Consider the following 14,893-nt stretch of genomic DNA (forward strand, 5'->3'; position numbering starts at 1 on the left):
GCTGCGGTCAGTCCTGGGCGCGGCCGGTGGTGACGCGGGCGATCATGAGGGCGAGGAGGATGATTCCGCCGTAGATGGCCTGGATCCAGAAGGACGGCACCTGGGCGAGGGTGAGCAGGTTCTGTACGACACCGAGCAGCAGCACACCGGTCAGCGCGCCGAACATGGTGCCCTTGCCGCCGTCGAGGCTGATGCCGCCGATGACCGCCGCGGCGAACACCGTGAAGATCATGTTGTTGCCCTGGTTGGCGCTGATGGCGCCGACGTAGCCGGTCTGCATGATGCCGCCGACCGAGGCGAGGACGCCCGCCACGATGAACACGCCGAGCATGACGCGCTCGACGCGGATGCCGGCGGCGCGCGCGGCGTCGGCGTTGCCGCCGATGGCATACAGGGCGCGGCCCACGCGGTGGTACTTCAGGACCAGCCCGGCGACGCCGAAGCAGACGGCGGCGAGCCACACCGACATGGGAATGCGCAGGAACGTGGTCGTCGCCAGCGAGAAGAACGAGTCGGGCATGCCGAACAGGGTCTTGCCCTTGGTGGCGCCGACGAGCAGGCCGCGCAGCACGATCAGCATCGCCAGCGTGACGATGAACGCGTTGAGCTTGAACTTCACGACGAGGATCCCGTTGAAGGCGCCGATGGCGCCGCCGACCACGAGGATCGCGAGCATCGCGAGCACGGCCGGGAACTCCGCGCCCCAGCCCGACTGGGCCACCGGCAGCACCAGCAGGGCTCCCACGGCCGGTGCGATGCCGACGACCGATTCGAGGGACAGGTCGAATTTGCCGGTGATCAGGACGAGGGACTCGGCCAGGACGACCATCGCGAGGGCGGCGGACGCGCCCAGGATGGAGACCAGGTTGCGCTCGGTGAGGAAGGAGTCGTTGACGATCGCGCCGAGCACGAGGAGCAGCAACAGGGCGGGTACGAGGGCGAGTTCGCGGGCGCGGCGGAGCAGCACCGCTTTCGCGGTGCCGGGCCCCGGCGGCGCGGACGTCTTGGTGGCGGGGGCCACCGGGGCCCGGGTGTCAGCCATGGTGGGCTCCTTTTCTTCCAGCCACTCCGGCGTTTGAGGAGCGGGGTTCCGGGGCGGAGCCCCGCGGCTTGAGGTCAGTCACGGGCCACCCCCTCGATGGACGCAATGAGATGGTGGTCCGACCAACCCGCCGCATGCTCCGCGACGACCCGGCCGTGGAACAGCACCAGCACCCGGTCGCAGCGGCGCAGATCGTCGAGCTCGTCGGAGACGACGAGGACCGCGGTGCCGTCGTCGCGGGCGCTGTCGACGCGGCGCAGCAGCGACTCCTTGGACTTCACGTCGACGCCGGCCGTGGGGTTGATGAGGACGAGGAGGTGCGGGTCGGAGGCGAGCGCACGGGCCATCACGACCTTCTGCGCGTTGCCTCCGGACAGGTCGGAGACCGGCTGTTCGGGGCCTTCGGCGTGGATGTCGAGGCGGTCGATGAGGTCGCGGGCGAAGGACCGCTTGCGGGCCGTGCCGACGAAACCGTGGCGGCCCAGGCGACCCAGTACGGACATGGTGGCGTTGTCTCCGATGGACATGCCGGTGACGAGTCCCTGGTCGTGACGGTCGCGCGGCACGCAGCCCACTCCGGCGGCGAGCGCCGCCGACACGTCACCGAACGGCAGGTGCTTGCCGTCCAGTCGGGCCGAGCCGGAGGACGGCGTGTGGAGGCCGGCCAGCGACTCGGCGAGTGCGATCTTTCCGCTGCCGCTGGACCCGGCGAGGCCGACGACCTCACCGCGCCGCACGGTCAGGTCGATGTCCCGGTAGGTGTCCGAGGTCAGCCCCTCGACGGAGAGGACCACCGGCGCGTCCACACCGTCCTGTTCGACAACGGCCTCGGCCGCGGCCGCCGCCTGCTCGGCGATCACCTCACCGGCCATCGCCTCCACCAGTGCGGGGCGCGGCAGTTCGGCGACCGGCGCCGTGGTGATCCAGCGGGCGTCGCGCAGCACGGTGACCGTCTGGCAGACCTCGTAGACCTCCTGGAGGTGGTGGGAGATGAAGAGGAAGGTGACGCCGGAGTCCTGGAGGGCGCGCATGCGGGCGAAGAGGCGCTCGATCTCCCGGTTGTCGAGCTGCGCGGTCGGCTCGTCGAGGACGATGAACCGGGCGCCGCCGCTCAACGCCCGGGCGATCTCGACCATTTGACGGTCCTCGACCTTGAGGTCGGCGGTACGCGCTCCGGGGTCGACGTGGATGTCCCAGGTGCCGAGCAGTTCGGCCGCTTCCGTGTGCAACTTCTTCCAGCTGAAGAAGCCGCGGCGGGATCCGGGCTGCCGGTTGATGAACAGGTTCTCGGCGACCGTCAGCTCCGGTACGACGGTCGGCTTCTGGTAGACGCAGGCGACCTTGGCGCGCCAGGCCTCGCGGTCGCCGAGCGGCGGTGCGGGTTCGCCGTCGAAGAGCAGCGTGCCCGCGTCCGGCGCCTGGAGCCCGGTGAGGACGGTGACGAGGGTGGACTTGCCCGCGCCGTTGCGGCCGACCAGCGCGTGCGATTCACCCGCGCGGACGGTGAGGCGGCCGTCGGCGAGGGCGATCGTGGGTCCGTACCGCTTGGCGATGGAGCGTGCTTCCACCAAGGGAACCGGTGCGGCGGCCGTGGGGGGTTCGGGGGGCGTCATCCGACCGTGTTTCCCCACAGCTTGGGGTCGTCGACGTTGTCCTTCGTGACCAGCGGGGCGGGCAGCTGGTCCTCGAGGATGCCGCTGGGCAGTTTGACGATCTCCGAGTCGTGGTCGGTGGGGCCCGGCTCGAACGTCTTCCCCCGCATCGCCGCCTTGATGTAGTACATGCCGTACTTGGCGTACGCGTCGGCGGGCTGGGAGACGGTCGCGTCGATCTGGCCCTTGCGGATGGCGTCGAATTCCTGCGGGATGCCGTCGTTGGAGACGATCGCGATGTGCCCGGCCTTGCCCGCCGTCTTGAGCATGCCCTTGGACTTCAGGGTCTGCAGGGTCGGTGCGAGATAGACGCCGCCCGCCTGCATGTAGATGCCCTTGAGGTCGGGGTTGGCGTTGAGGAGGGTGTCCAGCTTGGAGGCGGCGGTGTCCGACTCCCACTTCGCCGGGATCTCCAGGACCTTCAGCTTCGGATACTTGGACTTCACACAGTCACGGAACGCCTTGGAGCGCTCGCGCCCGTTGACGGACGCCAGGTCGCCCATGATCTGCACGACCTTGCCGGACTTCACCTGGCCGCCCAGGTATGCGCAGGCCTTCTCGCCGTACGCGACGTTGTCGGCGCGTACGACCATGGCGACCTTGCCCTTCTCGGGCGCCACGTCCACGGCGACGACGGGGACGCCCTTGCGTTCGGCCTGGTCGAGGCCGGCGGCGATGGCGGCGCTGTCGAGCGGCGCGACGACGAGCCCCTTGACACCCTGGTTGAGCTGGTTGTTGATGTCCGTGATCTGCTGCGAGGGGTCGCTGTTGGAGTTGACCGTCTTCAGCGCGTCCACGCTCTCGGACTTCGCCATCTTCGGCACGTAGTCGTTGTACGACTGCCAGAAGGGCGAGGTCAGCAGGGGCAGGATCACACCCACCTTGCCCTTCCCGTCGCCGCCCCCGCCCGCGGCCCCCGCCGTGTCGTCCTTGGTGCTGCCGCACGCGGTGAGGGCGAGGGCGGCGCACCCCAGGAGGGCCGCCGTCCGCAGCGCTGCCGCTCTCGGACTCTTCGCGCGCTTCGTGGTGCCATTCATCGGACCGCTCCTCGGCTCCGGACGTCATGGACTCGCGACCGGGTCCGCCGTCCCCGTACCAGGCCGCGCCGGAATATTTATCAGACCACTTCGCTCCGCCAACACCCTCCGGGCCCATTTTTCTTCGGGTTTGACGGGCCCAAGACCCGGAAAAGGTCCGACCACATCGATAGTGGTCGGACCACTCCCCTGGTTAGACTGCACCGCATTCGGCAGCGGGACCCGTATTCGGGAGGACGTCATCGTGGAGCAGACCGCCCCCCGGAAGGGCACCGTCACGGCGCGGGCGATCGAGCAGATCAAGGCGATGATCGGCGGTGGCAGCCTGGAGCCGGGGCAACGCCTGCCCACGGAGCGGGACCTGGCGGCGCAGCTGGGCATCTCCCGCAGTTCGATGCGGGAGGCGATCCGTGCGCTGACCGTCCTCGGGGTGCTCGAGGCGCGGCACGGCTCCGGCATCTACGTCACGCAGTTGGAGGCCGGGGATCTCCTGGAGACCTTCGGGGTCGTCGCGGATCTGTCGCGCGGGCCCCGGCTCGTGGAGCTCCTGGAAGTCCGCCGCATCCTGGAGTCGACGGCTACGGCGTTGGCCGCGGCGCGCATCACCCGGGCTCAACTCGCCGAGGTGGAAGAGCACTTGGCGGCGATGGAGACCACCGACGATCCGGAGGAGATCCTCTCCCACGACCTCGCCTTCCACCGGGCGATCGTGGCCGCCGCCGGGAACGAGACGATGGCGGCGATCCTGGAGGGGCTGTCGTCGCGAACGTTCCGGGCGCGGGTCTGGCGCGGCTACCAGGAGGAGGGCGCGTTCGAACGGACCCGGCGTGAGCACTCCCGCATCCACCGGGCGCTAGTGGCCCGCGATCCGGAGGCCGCGCGGGTCGCTGCCGCGGCGCATGTGGGCGAGGTCGAGGACTGGATGCGGTCCCAATTGGATTGACCTCGGCCGGCCGCCGCGCTGTCGGTTGCTCCTCGGCTGCCCCGGATACCTTCCCGTCGCCCCTGCGGGGCGTTCACCCGACCGCCGTGGGTTCTCAAGACGTCTCCCGGCCACCGCGCCGTCGTGGCTGGTCGCGCAGTTCCCCGCGCCCCTGGGGGCTGCGCCTTCGCCGCGCCCCTGGGGAGGCGGGCGGCGCATCCCGCGCCCCTGAGATGGCGCACGCAGTGCGCATCTCAGGGGCGCGGGGAACTGCGCGACCAGCCCCCACCGACGGCAACTCGGCGACGAAACCCCGGCCGCCCGATGAGACGGGTCAAGCCGCGCAGCGAAACCCGCAATTGCCGCTGCTGGAGTCCGGGGTGTTGGAGGTGCGGGCGGCGACCCGGTAGCGGTTGCAGTACGAGTCGTGGCACATGTACGAGCCGCCGCGCATCACCCGGTTCTCGCCCCGCTCGGGGCCGCGCGGATCGGTGGCCGGCGCGGCCGTGTGCGTCGCCGTGAAGCGGTCGGAGACCCACTCCCACACGTTTCCGACTGTGTTGTGGAGGCCGTAGGCGTTGGGCCGGTACGCGTCGACCGGGGCGGTGCCCACATGGCCGTCCTCGCCCGTGTCGACCCTCGGGAACTCGCCCTGCCAGATGTTGCAGCGCCAGCGGCCGCGCGGGGTCAGCTCGTCGCCCCACGGATAGCGGGCCTGTTCGAGGCCGCCGCGGGCCGCGTACTCCCACTCGGCCTCGGTCGGCAGCCGCTTGCCCGCCCAGGAAGCGTAGGCGTGCGCGTCGTCCCAGCTGACGTGGATGACGGGGTGCCTGGCCCGGTCCCCGATGCCGGAGCCGGGTCCCTCGGGGGCCCGCCAGGTCGCGCCCTCGACCCCGCGCCACCAGGGGGTGCCGGCCGGAGCCGGGGTGGCCCGCACCCGCTCGGGGGCGAGGAAGCCGGCGAAGACGTACGACCAGCCGTACTGCTCGGCGGCCGTCACATACCCCGTTTCCTTCACAAAGGTGGCGAACTGGGCGTTGGTGACGGCGTGTTCGTCGATGCGGAACGCGGAGACGGTGACCTCCCGGACCGGTCCCTCGCCGTCGCCCGCGTTGGCCTGCTCGTCCTCGTTGCCCATCAGGAACGTGCCGCCGGGCAGCGTGACCATGCCCTTGCCCACCGGCCTGCCGCGCCGCGGCTCGGGCGGGAGGACCGCCGGCTTCGCCGGGGCGGCTCCGCGCGGCGCGGCGCAGCACGCGGACACGGTGGGCTCCTGCTCGGTCATACGGGTCTCCTCCCCGGGCGGTCCGGCTCGCGCCGATCTTCGCACGGGGTGCCGGGCGGGGTCGCGGCCGACCCCGCCCGGTCCCTCGCGCCCGCGCCCTACACCTGCGACTTGTACAGAGCGAACTCCTTGATGTGGACGGCCGACCTCGCCTGCGTGATCCGCAGCCGCCAGTGCCGGGCCGTGATCGGCGCGGTCAGCGGGAGGATGCGGCACGCGCCGATGGTGCCGAGTTCGGCGGCGGTGGCCCACGCGCCGTCGACAAGGGCCTCGACGACGAAGTGCTCGGCCTGCTGACCGTGCCGGATGTCCTCGGCGATCCTGATCCGGTCGACCGCCGTGGGCCGGCCGAGATCGACGGTACGGGTGCCCGCGCGGTCCTGCCGGACGCGGGCGCCGCGGGTCAGGTCCTTCGGCAGCTCGCGGTCGGTGCGCTCGCGGAACTCCTTCAGCCGGGTCACGTCGGCGGCGGGCAGCCGGCCGTCCGTGTCCGGCGGGATGTTGAGCAGGAGGACGGCTCCGCGGCCCACCGACCGGTACCAGATGTCCGTCAACTGCTCGACGGACTTGGGGCTTTCGTCGGCGTGGTAGAACCAGCCCGGCCGGATCGACACATCGCATTCGGCCGGCCACCACTGGAGGGCAGCGGCGTCCGGCTGGGCCTTGAGCAGAGCGTCCCGGCTGCCCTCGTCGGCGGCGTCGTAGGGCAGGACGCGGTCGTACTTGCCGTTGCCGCTGTCCTTGACGGCGATGACGCTCCACTCGTTCTCGCGCGCCATCCCGTCCTCGTTGCCGACCCAGCGGACGTCCGGCCCGGACACGGCGATCGACGCGTCCGGGGCGAGGGCGCGCACGAGCGCGTACCAGCTGTCCCAGTCGTACGTCTCGACCTTGTCCGGCGGGATACGGCCCTGGGCGCCGTCGAACCACACCTCGTCGACCGGACCGTACTCCGTGAGGACCTCGTAGAGCTGGTTGAGCATGTGGGCGCCGTAGTCGGTGGCGTCGAGTTCGTACGTGGCCAGGTCCCGGCCGGCGCGGTCGTCGCCGTCGACGAGGGTGGGGATCGTACGGGCGGTGCGGGCGCTGCCGTTGGCGTAGACGCCGTCGAGGTACTGGTTCTCGTCGGCGGGCGAGATGTAGACACCGACCTTGATGCCGTACTTGCGCATCGAGTCGGCGAAGGAGCGCAGGACGTCGCCCTTGCCGTCGCGCCAACTGCTGCTGACCACACTGTGCTTGGTGTAGCGGGACCGGTAGAGGACGAAGCCGTCGTGGTGTTTGGCGGTGAGGATGGCGAGCTTGAAGCCGCCGTCGCGCAGGGCGCGCGCCCACTGGTCGGTGTCGAGCCCGGTGGGCTGGAAGACGTTCGGGTCCTCGTCGCCGATGCCCCATTCCAGGCCGGTGAAGGTGTTGACGCCGAAGTGCAGGAAGGCGGTCTTCTCCAGGCTCTGCCAGGCGAGTTGGCGTTCGGTGGGACGGACGCGGGCGGCCTTCGCGATGAGGCGTGCGGGGCTGTCGTCGGAGCTGACGGGGATGCGGAAGTACGGCTCGGCGGGGGCGGCCGGTGCCGCGGCGGCGGGCAGGCCGGTGGTGGCGACGGCCACGGCGGCGGTCGCGGTGGCCGTCGCGGCGGCCAGGAAGGTGCGTCGGGTCAGGGGCATGGGCGAGGGATCCCTTCTGCTCGAACGGAACTCAGGCGCGGGTGAGGGTCCAGGTCGTGGGGGCCTTCTGGTCCGGCGGGTACTGCACGAGCGCGCCGTCGGAGGTCGCGTCCAGCGTCATGCGCGTGATCGCGCTGGTGATCCGGTGGCCGCCCTTGTCACCGCCCCTGTCCGGCGTGAGCTGCCAGCGCTGGAGCGTGTTCTTGGCGTCGCAGGTCTCCCAGGTGACGGCGGATCCGGGCTCCAGCGGCACGTTGAGGGTGAGCTTCCCGCTGCGCGTCTCCAGGCAGGCGCCGGCCGCGTTCGTCAGCGTGGCGTAGCCGTCGGCGGTACGGGTGAGCCGCACCTGGGCCGGGGTGGTGCGGTGGCCGCGGTCGGCAAGCGTGTACGTGCCGTCGGCGAGCGGTACCCGCGTGAGGTCCCGCACCCCGGGGGCGTGGCCCACGGCGTCGGCGCGGGCGGCGAATCCGGCGTAGTCGGCGTCCGGGTGAGGCGTTCCCCAGGTGGCCTGCGCGATGTGGTTGAGCGGCATGAACGCGGCCTCGGCGACCTCGTTCTCGGTCTCGCCGCGTCCGTTGTCGGGCCACAGGCTGATCTTGGCGCCGGTGATGCCGGAGCGGGAGGTGAGCTTCTCGCCCTCGAAGCTGCGCGGGTCCCACTGCTCGTCGTACAGCTTCCCGGTGTCGGAGTGGAAGCCGCCGCGGATCACGTAGAGCGAGTAGGCGGCGTTCATGACCGGGTAGCCCTGCGCGATGAGCTGCGAGGGCTTCACGTTCACGTTCAGCCAGTGTTCGACGGTGGTGCCGGGCTTCACGGGCACGGTGTTGGCGCCGGTCAGTCCGTCGTTCCAGATGCGCAGCTTCTTGCCCTTGCCCGCGGCGTACGCCTCGACCTGGTTCACGAAGTCGATGAAGGCGTCCTGCGGGGTGGCGTCCGCGCCGTAGCGGGCACGCGCGTACTCCAGGACGTGCGGGTACTTGGCGAAGTCGGAGCCGAGCATGTACTCGTCGGCGCCCATGTGCCACCACTTGGCGGGGAACACCTCGCCGTACTCGTCGATGAGGCTCTTGTAGTAGGTGAGTGCCTCGGGCTTGGTGATGTCCAGGCGCGACGGCTGGGCGTTGCCGTCGACGTCGACGAGCTGGAGGTCGGGCCGGTCCTGGATCCAGGGGTCCATGTGGCCCGGGGAGTTGATCTCCGGGACGATGGTGACGTGGTACTTCTCGCCGAGGGCGACGAGGCGGCGGATCTCGCTCTTGGTGTAGTAGCCCCAGGAGTTGGCCTCGGGATGGGCGTCGCTCTTCACCTTGAGTTCGAGGAGCAGCTGGTTGAGCTTGTGGTACGCCATGTCGCGGACCAGGTTCTCCAGCCAGTCGGTGGAGATGTGCACATAGCAGGCGCAGACGCCGACGCCGCGCTCCTCGTACTGGGGGACGTCGACGGTCCGGCCCGCGGGTATCCGCGGGCTCTGCGCGAGGAGTTGCAGGAGGGTGCGGGTGCCGTAGAAGGCTCCGGTCTCGGCGGCGCCGGTGATTTCCAGACGTCCGCCGACGTTCAGCTCGTACCCTTCGGCGCCCAGCCTCTTGTCGTGGGCGTCGATGTCGACAACGATGTCGCCGGTGCGGGACGGGCCGCTCGTGACGGGGACGCTCCCCTCGCCCGCGGCGCGCAGGTCGTCGGCGAGGGTGCGGGCGACGCGGCGGGACACGGCGTCCCGGGCGACGAGCCGGGTACGAGCGCCGAACTCATAACTCCCCTTCCCGGCCTGCCAGTCGGAGAGCGCGGGCACCGTGCGGGGCGGCGCGGCCGGGGCCCGGTCGGCCGCGTGGGCGGCGGAGACCGGCGCGGCGGTCAGGAACAGGGCGAGCACGGCGCCGACGAGGCGTGATCCGCGTCTCCCGGTGGGCGGTTTCGTACGGAACTCGGTCAACATGACATCCGATGATTGGGCACCGGACGGAAACAGTCCATGGATAAACCCGGTGGATGCTTGGACATCCGCCGGGTACAGATCCGATGACCGCGCCTGCTACCCCTTCGTCGCCACGCTCGGACACACGTGTGCCCGCACCCCTCGGCTCAGGGATGCGGGCGAACGGCCGGGTCGGAGCCTCGGGGCTCAGTCGACGCTGGGGAGGATGTGCGGTTCGGCGAGATCGTCCTCGTACCCGGCGAGGCGGATCGGGGCCGACCGGGCCCAGACGTCCAGACTGCCGAGCTTCTCCGGCCTGCGGCCGACCCGCTCGGTACGTTCCTTCGGGCGCTGTTCGCTGTTCGTCTTCTCTGGTGTCACCGCGCACTCCTTGTGTGTCGGGTAACCCGCTCCGGCGTGACCGGCTCAGCGTCCCTCAGGACACCGGACGCTCGATCGGGCTTGAGTAGAGGCCAGTTCGGGCGCGGTGGCGCCGGTTGTCGCTGGTGGGATCGGCCGTGGTGACCGGCCTCTCCCCGAACGGTTCCATGGGTACGGGTGGGACCCACTTGCGGTAACCGTCCGGCTACAGAGTAACCAAATGAGCGCGGGTCCGCTCGATGGGGCTGAAACCCGTAGGCCCTGTAGGGGTCGCCGAGAGTTCATTCAGCCACGCCGACTCGGCGGACGCGACCTCTTTTCACGACTTCCTGGCGTACTCCGTCGGGTTCGTCCGGTCCGCGCGGGGTTCGGGTCCGTCGGGCTTCCCTACGAGGTCGGCGCCGGCCGGTCGGTGTTGATGCTGCGGCCCGGCCCGTCGGTCTGCTCCGCCGAGGGGCGTGACGTGGCGTCCGGCGAACCCGTGGGCTGGGCCGGGGCGGGGTCGGGCGGGGCCTGCCCGTTCGGGGCGGGCGGGCCCGACGGGCTGGCGCTCGCGGTGCCCGCCGCCTCGTTGGCGATGCCGTCGAAGTCCACGTCACCGGTGTTCTCCAGCATGGTGATGTGGTCGAGCACCGTCTGGTTGGCGTCCGTGGCCAGCTCGCGCACCAGGGAGTTACGGGTGGTGTGCCGGACCTGGGCGATGAGCGCGAACACCTTGCCGTGCGAGTCCCGCAGCAGATTGGCGAACTTTCGTTCGTAGTCCTTGCCGCTCGCCGCGGACATCTCGTTCAGCCAGCCCTGTTGTTGCGCGCTCGGCTGGTTCGGCAGCTCCACCCCGAGCTTCGCCGCCACCGACCGCACCCGCTGGTCGAGGTCGGTGTGGCCGATGACGAGATGGTCCCCCGCGTTCCTGACCGCCTCGGTCGGGGCACGCTCCATGGCCTGCTGGCCCGCCGGTATCTCCCAGAGTCCGGCGAGCCTGACCTTGACGAGGAAGTCCCGGTCCGTCGCCGACAGCGGTCCCCACTGGGTGGCCACGGTGCTCGCGTTCAGGTTGGCCTGGCCGGTTCCCGAGCGGTCGGCGTAGGACCAGATCGGAAATGCCAGGGCACCGAGGGTGGCGACCAGAGCGGCGAGGATGAGGGTGGTGCCGTTGACGCGACGCAAGCGGTCCTCCCGGTGACCGACGTCAACCCGCCCGGGCGGCGGGTCGGTTGCTGGTACGGGAAGATACGGGCGGGGCGGCCGTGATGTTCAGCCCTCACCCGAATCGGGCCGGGGAACAAGCGTTAACGTGCCGTTGACCGGTCCGTCAGCTGCCTGCCCGGTCCCCATGGTCTCCTTCCGGACAGGCAGGGCGGGAGCTTCGGGAGGAGTCGTCCATGGAACGCGTCGAGCTGCGCACGGTCGAGGAGCTGATGGCGGCGCTGCGGGCCTGCCGGGGCGTGTGGGACACCCCCGACCGCAGCGGCGACCCGGTCGATCTGCACGATCACGCGCTGCAGACCGCGGCACTGCTCAGACGCGGCCACCCCAGCGACAAGGAGTTGCAGGTCGCGGGGCTCGTGCACGATCTCGGGCTGCTGCTGTGCCCGGGGGACGACGCGGGGCACGCGGACCGGGCCGCCGACGCGGTGCGGGGGCTGCTCGGGGAGCGGGTGGCGCGTCTGGTGCGGCTGCATGTTCCGGCCAAGCGCTATCTCAGCGCGGTCGAACCCGGCCGGGGCCTGTCGGCGCAGAGCGCGCTGACGCTGGGCGCGCAGGGCGGCCCGATGGAGCCGCACGAGGTCGCCGCGTTCGAGGCCGACCCGCATGCGGAGGACGCCGTGACGCTGCGGCAGGCCGACGACGCGGGCAAGGTCGTCGGCCTGGACGCCGGGATCCTGGAGGACTGGCGCCCGGTCCTCGAACTCGTGGCGGCGGGCATTCGCTCAACTGCCGCGTACAGCAGCTGAGTTCGACCGCCGCCTCACCTGCCGCACAGGGCGCCGTCCAGCAACGGCTTCGCTACCACTTGCCGGGTTCGTAGTCCTTCAGGAAGACGCCGTACACGTCCTCGCCGGCCTCGCCGCGGACCACCGGGTCGTAGACGCGGGCGGCGCCGTCGATCAGGTCGAGCGGGGCGTGGAAGCCCTCCTCGGCGAGGCGCAGCTTGTCGTAGTGCGGGCGCTCGTCGGTGATCCAGCCCGTGTCGACCGAGGTCATGAGGATGCCGTCGGCCTGGAACATCTCCTGGGCGCTGGTGCGCGTCACCATGTTCATCGCGGCCTTGGCGGCGTTCGTGTTCGGGTGGCCCGCGCCCTTGTAGCCGCGGCCGAAGACGCCTTCCATCGCCGAGACGTTGACGACGTAGGAGCGGCCGCTCGACGCCTTCTTCGCGGCGTCGGCCATGGCCGGGCGCAACGCGCTGATCAGGATGAACGGCGACGTGTAGTTGCACAGCTGGGTCTCGAGCAGCTCCACCGGGGAGATCTGGTCGATGGTCTGCACCCAGGTGTTGGAGTCGACGACGTCGGGGACGAGACCGCCCGCGTCGATGGCGGTGCCGTCCAGGTGCCGGGCGACGCTGGCGTTGCCCGCGACGAGCGCGAGGTCGGCGACCTTCTGCGCGTCGAGGCCGCTGGTGCCGACGGGCAGCGCGGCGATGCCGTCGACCGCGCCGGAGTTGAAGGCGCCGATGACGGAGTGGGCGGGCAGCTCCCCGGCGGGCAGCGGCGCGCTCTCGCCGTCGACCAGGGCGGCGTAGGCGGAGGGCAGCCGGCGCACGGTCTGCGTCGCGTTGTTGATGAGGATGTCGAGCGGGCCCTGCGCGGAGAGCCGCTCGGCGAGTTCGACGGACTGGGCCGGGTCGCGCAGGTCGATACCGACGACCTCCAGGCGGTGGATCCACTCCGCCGAGTCCTCCATCGCCTTGAAGCGGCGGATGGCGTCCTTGGGGAAGCGCGTCGTGATCGTGGTGTGCGCGCCGTCACGCAGCAGCCGCAGCGCGATGTACATGCCGATCTTGGCGCGGCCGCCGGTGAGCAGGGCGCGCTTGCCGGTCAGGTCGGCGCGGGCGTCGCGCTTTGACCGGTTCAGGCGGGCGCAGTCCGGGCAGAGCTGGTGGTAGAAGTAGTCGACCTCGACGTACCGCGCCTTGCAGGTGTAGCAGGAGCGCGGCCGCTGGAGTATCCCGGCGAGCCGGCCCTCCTCGGTCCCCGACGACGGCAGCAGGCCCTCGGTCTCGTCGTCGATGCGCTGGGCGGACCCGGTCGCGGTCGCCTCGGTGACGGCCTTGTCGTGGGCGGTCTTGGCGGCGCGGCGCTCCTGGCGGCGGCGCTGCTTCACGGTCCGGTAGATGCCGGCGGTGGCGCGCCGGACCGCGATCGCGTCGGGGTGGTCCACGTCGAGCTTGTCGAGCTCGTCCAGCACGCTGAGGCAGACGGCGAGCCGGTCCGGGTCGATACCAGGACCGTGGAGCACCCCGGAGAGGTCAGGGGCCCCCGGGGCCTGGTTGTCGTCTGTCACCGTCATCGCCGCTGCCGTTCCTGGGGTCTCGCGCGTCGCGCGCGGTCCGCGCTCGCTGTCGAAGCATTCGAAAGCGGAATTTTACGGAGCCCCTGCCCCAGTCTCCAAACCCGTTCCGGTCAGAGCATGCAGGCGGCGCTCAGCGACCCCAGTTCCTCGATCACGGCGCGGGCCAGTACTTCGAGGTCCGGGACGGCTTCGGCGTCGGCCACCAGGCCGTAGTGCACGCGCCCGCGGTAGGTGGAGACGGCCACGGCGAGGGACTGTCCCTGGGCGAGCGGGGCGAGCGGGAAGACCTCGGTGAGGGGGCAGCCGCCGAGCCGCAGGCCGAGGCTGGGCAGCGGCACGCTGGTGACGAGCAGATCGAACAGCAGCCGCGCGTTCTGCCCGACGAGGGAGCCGCCGAGCCGGTGGCCGAGGGCCGGCACGTGATCGGCGAGCAGCGCGACGGCGCCCGCTCCCCGGCTTGGGCCGTGGTCCTTGCGCCGGTCCATGGCGGCCCGCACGACACGCAGCCGCTCGACGGGGTCGGCCTCGGCGACGGGCAGCCGCACCAGGTAGCCGGAGAGCCGGTTGCCCTGCGGGTGGGCAGTGCGCGGACGGCGCCGCGAGACGGGGATCAGGGCGCGCGGCTCGACGCCCTCGCTGCCGTCGCCGCGCTCGTCGAGCCAGCGCCGCACGGCTCCGGCGACGATCGCGATGAGTACGTCGTTGACGGTGCCGCCCGCGCTCTTGCGGACGCGGTGCACCTCGTCCAGGTCGAGGACGACGCCCGCGGTGCGGCGTGCGCCAGTGGCCCGGGAGGTCAGCGCGGGCGAGGTGCGGACGCCCCAGGTGGCGCGCGCCACGGAGGCGCCGATCGCGACGGCCTGTGTGGTGCTGTTCACCACGGAGCGCACATGGCCGGGGTAGCGCCGCGGGTCGAGGTCCCCGAAGGTGATCTCCCGCAGCCCCGGGAACGGGAGCCGCAGCCCGGAGCGGGGCGCGGGCTCCTGCCTCGGCGCCCGCAGGACCGGCAGGTCCATGGGGTCCATGACGGCGACGGCAAGCCTCAGCGCGTGGAGTCCGTCGGCGAGGGCGTGGTGGAACTTGAAGAGCACGGCGAACGACGTGCCGTCGGCCGAGGGCAGCACGTGCGCCTCCCACGGCGGCCGTGTCCGGTCGAGCGGTCGCTCCATGAGCGCTCCGGCGGCGGCGTGGAAGTCCGCGACCGGTTCGGCGAGCCATACGTGGTCGAGCGGGTCGAACTCGGTGACGGGCACCCGGGCGGCGCCGCCGACGGGCACGAACACCCCGGCTATCCGCATCCGCAGGCCCGGCACCGCCGCGGCGCGGGCGGCCAGCAGCTCGTACGCGTGCCGGGCGGCGCCGGCGCCTTCGGCCTCGAAGACCCCCAGTGCGCCCAGGTGCATGGGGTGTTCGGCGGTCTCGATGTTCCAGAAGGCAAGGTCGAGTGGTGCGAGCAGGTCCGAGCTCGTGGAGGTCATGGAG

12 protein-coding genes are annotated in these 14,893 nt (G+C 71.3%); 2 read left to right on the forward strand and 10 right to left on the reverse strand.

Going from position 1 to position 14,893, the window contains the following annotated elements; translation table 11 throughout:
• Window positions 1-7: 7 nt before the first annotated feature.
• The 3 genes from ABD366_RS09275 to ABD366_RS09285 all read right to left on the reverse strand — a co-directional run bounded on the left by ABD366_RS09275 (window position 8) and on the right by ABD366_RS09285 (window position 3,731).
• Window positions 8-1,042: an ABC transporter permease gene (locus ABD366_RS09275; RefSeq protein WP_324766798.1), complete on the reverse strand. Its 1,035-nt coding sequence runs from the start codon at window positions 1,040-1,042 to the stop codon at window positions 8-10.
• A 74-nt stretch (window positions 1,043-1,116) separates the two neighbouring features.
• Window positions 1,117-2,655, reverse strand: a complete 1,539-nt coding sequence (locus ABD366_RS09280) for a sugar ABC transporter ATP-binding protein (RefSeq protein ID WP_324766797.1) — start codon at window positions 2,653-2,655, stop codon at window positions 1,117-1,119.
• The gene (locus ABD366_RS09285) at window positions 2,652-3,731 is read right to left on the reverse strand and encodes a sugar ABC transporter substrate-binding protein (protein ID WP_324766796.1); all 1,080 of its coding nucleotides are present in this window, start codon (window positions 3,729-3,731) and stop codon (window positions 2,652-2,654) included. The genes ABD366_RS09280 and ABD366_RS09285 overlap by 4 nt, the downstream gene beginning before the upstream one ends.
• Window positions 3,732-3,975: 244 nt before the next feature.
• On the opposite strand from ABD366_RS09285, the gene ABD366_RS09290 reads away from it, so the two are divergent.
• Window positions 3,976-4,674 carry a FadR/GntR family transcriptional regulator gene (locus ABD366_RS09290; protein ID WP_324766795.1) on the forward strand — a complete coding sequence of 233 codons (699 nt, stop codon included), beginning with the start codon at window positions 3,976-3,978 and terminating at the stop codon, window positions 4,672-4,674.
• A gap of 313 nt (window positions 4,675-4,987) precedes the next feature.
• Here the strand turns inward: ABD366_RS09290 and ABD366_RS09295 are convergent, their stop codons facing one another.
• The 5 genes from ABD366_RS09295 to ABD366_RS09315 form a co-directional block, all read right to left on the reverse strand.
• Window positions 4,988-5,938, reverse strand: coding sequence for a formylglycine-generating enzyme family protein (locus tag ABD366_RS09295; protein ID WP_411293638.1), 951 nt, complete (start codon window positions 5,936-5,938; stop codon window positions 4,988-4,990).
• Between the two features lie 98 nt (window positions 5,939-6,036).
• Complete coding sequence (locus ABD366_RS09300) at window positions 6,037-7,602, reverse strand: alpha-L-fucosidase (protein ID WP_324766794.1); 1,566 nt, start codon at window positions 7,600-7,602, stop codon at window positions 6,037-6,039.
• A 31-nt stretch (window positions 7,603-7,633) separates the two neighbouring features.
• Complete coding sequence (locus ABD366_RS09305; protein ID WP_324766793.1) at window positions 7,634-9,535, reverse strand: family 20 glycosylhydrolase; 1,902 nt, start codon at window positions 9,533-9,535, stop codon at window positions 7,634-7,636.
• A gap of 186 nt (window positions 9,536-9,721) precedes the next feature.
• Window positions 9,722-9,895: a hypothetical protein gene (locus tag ABD366_RS09310; protein ID WP_324766792.1), complete on the reverse strand. Its 174-nt coding sequence runs from the start codon at window positions 9,893-9,895 to the stop codon at window positions 9,722-9,724.
• 387 nt (window positions 9,896-10,282) lie between these two features.
• A complete protein-coding gene (locus ABD366_RS09315; protein WP_324766791.1) occupies window positions 10,283-11,062 on the reverse strand; it encodes a DUF4142 domain-containing protein in 780 nt (259 codons plus the stop codon).
• 215 nt (window positions 11,063-11,277) lie between these two features.
• Between ABD366_RS09315 and ABD366_RS09320 the strand changes: the two genes are divergently transcribed.
• Window positions 11,278-11,850, forward strand: coding sequence for an inositol oxygenase family protein (locus ABD366_RS09320; RefSeq protein ID WP_324766790.1), 573 nt, complete (start codon window positions 11,278-11,280; stop codon window positions 11,848-11,850).
• Window positions 11,851-11,902: 52 nt separating this feature from the next.
• Here ABD366_RS09320 and ABD366_RS09325 read toward each other — a convergent pair whose 3' ends face one another.
• Together ABD366_RS09325 and ABD366_RS09330 are read right to left on the reverse strand one after the other, a co-directional pair.
• On the reverse strand, window positions 11,903-13,408 hold the full coding sequence (locus tag ABD366_RS09325; RefSeq protein ID WP_324766789.1) for an SDR family NAD(P)-dependent oxidoreductase: 1,506 nt from the start codon (window positions 13,406-13,408) through the stop codon (window positions 11,903-11,905).
• A gap of 113 nt (window positions 13,409-13,521) precedes the next feature.
• A complete protein-coding gene (locus ABD366_RS09330) occupies window positions 13,522-14,889 on the reverse strand; it encodes a wax ester/triacylglycerol synthase family O-acyltransferase (RefSeq protein ID WP_324766788.1) in 1,368 nt (455 codons plus the stop codon).
• Between the last annotated feature and the right edge of the window lie 4 nt (window positions 14,890-14,893).

Source organism: Streptomyces kunmingensis, from assembly GCF_039533535.1.
Taxonomy (GTDB): domain Bacteria; phylum Actinomycetota; class Actinomycetes; order Streptomycetales; family Streptomycetaceae; genus Streptomyces; species Streptomyces kunmingensis.

Excerpts from the sequence above, each read along its gene's own strand:
- ABD366_RS09275 (WP_324766798.1), bottom strand. The coding sequence starts at position 1,042 with ATGGCTGACACCCGGGCCCCGGTGGCCCCCGCCACCAAGACGTCCGCG.
- ABD366_RS09280 (WP_324766797.1), bottom strand. The coding sequence starts at position 2,655 with ATGACGCCCCCCGAACCCCCCACGGCCGCCGCACCGGTTCCCTTGGTG.
- ABD366_RS09285 (WP_324766796.1), bottom strand. The coding sequence starts at position 3,731 with ATGAATGGCACCACGAAGCGCGCGAAGAGTCCGAGAGCGGCAGCGCTG.
- ABD366_RS09295 (WP_411293638.1), bottom strand. The coding sequence starts at position 5,938 with ATGACCGAGCAGGAGCCCACCGTGTCCGCGTGCTGCGCCGCGCCGCGC.
- ABD366_RS09300 (WP_324766794.1), bottom strand. The coding sequence starts at position 7,602 with ATGCCCCTGACCCGACGCACCTTCCTGGCCGCCGCGACGGCCACCGCG.
- ABD366_RS09305 (WP_324766793.1), bottom strand. The coding sequence starts at position 9,535 with ATGTTGACCGAGTTCCGTACGAAACCGCCCACCGGGAGACGCGGATCA.
- ABD366_RS09320 (WP_324766790.1), top strand. The coding sequence starts at position 11,278 with ATGGAACGCGTCGAGCTGCGCACGGTCGAGGAGCTGATGGCGGCGCTG.
- ABD366_RS09325 (WP_324766789.1), bottom strand. The coding sequence starts at position 13,408 with ATGACGGTGACAGACGACAACCAGGCCCCGGGGGCCCCTGACCTCTCC.
- ABD366_RS09330 (WP_324766788.1), bottom strand. The coding sequence starts at position 14,889 with ATGACCTCCACGAGCTCGGACCTGCTCGCACCACTCGACCTTGCCTTC.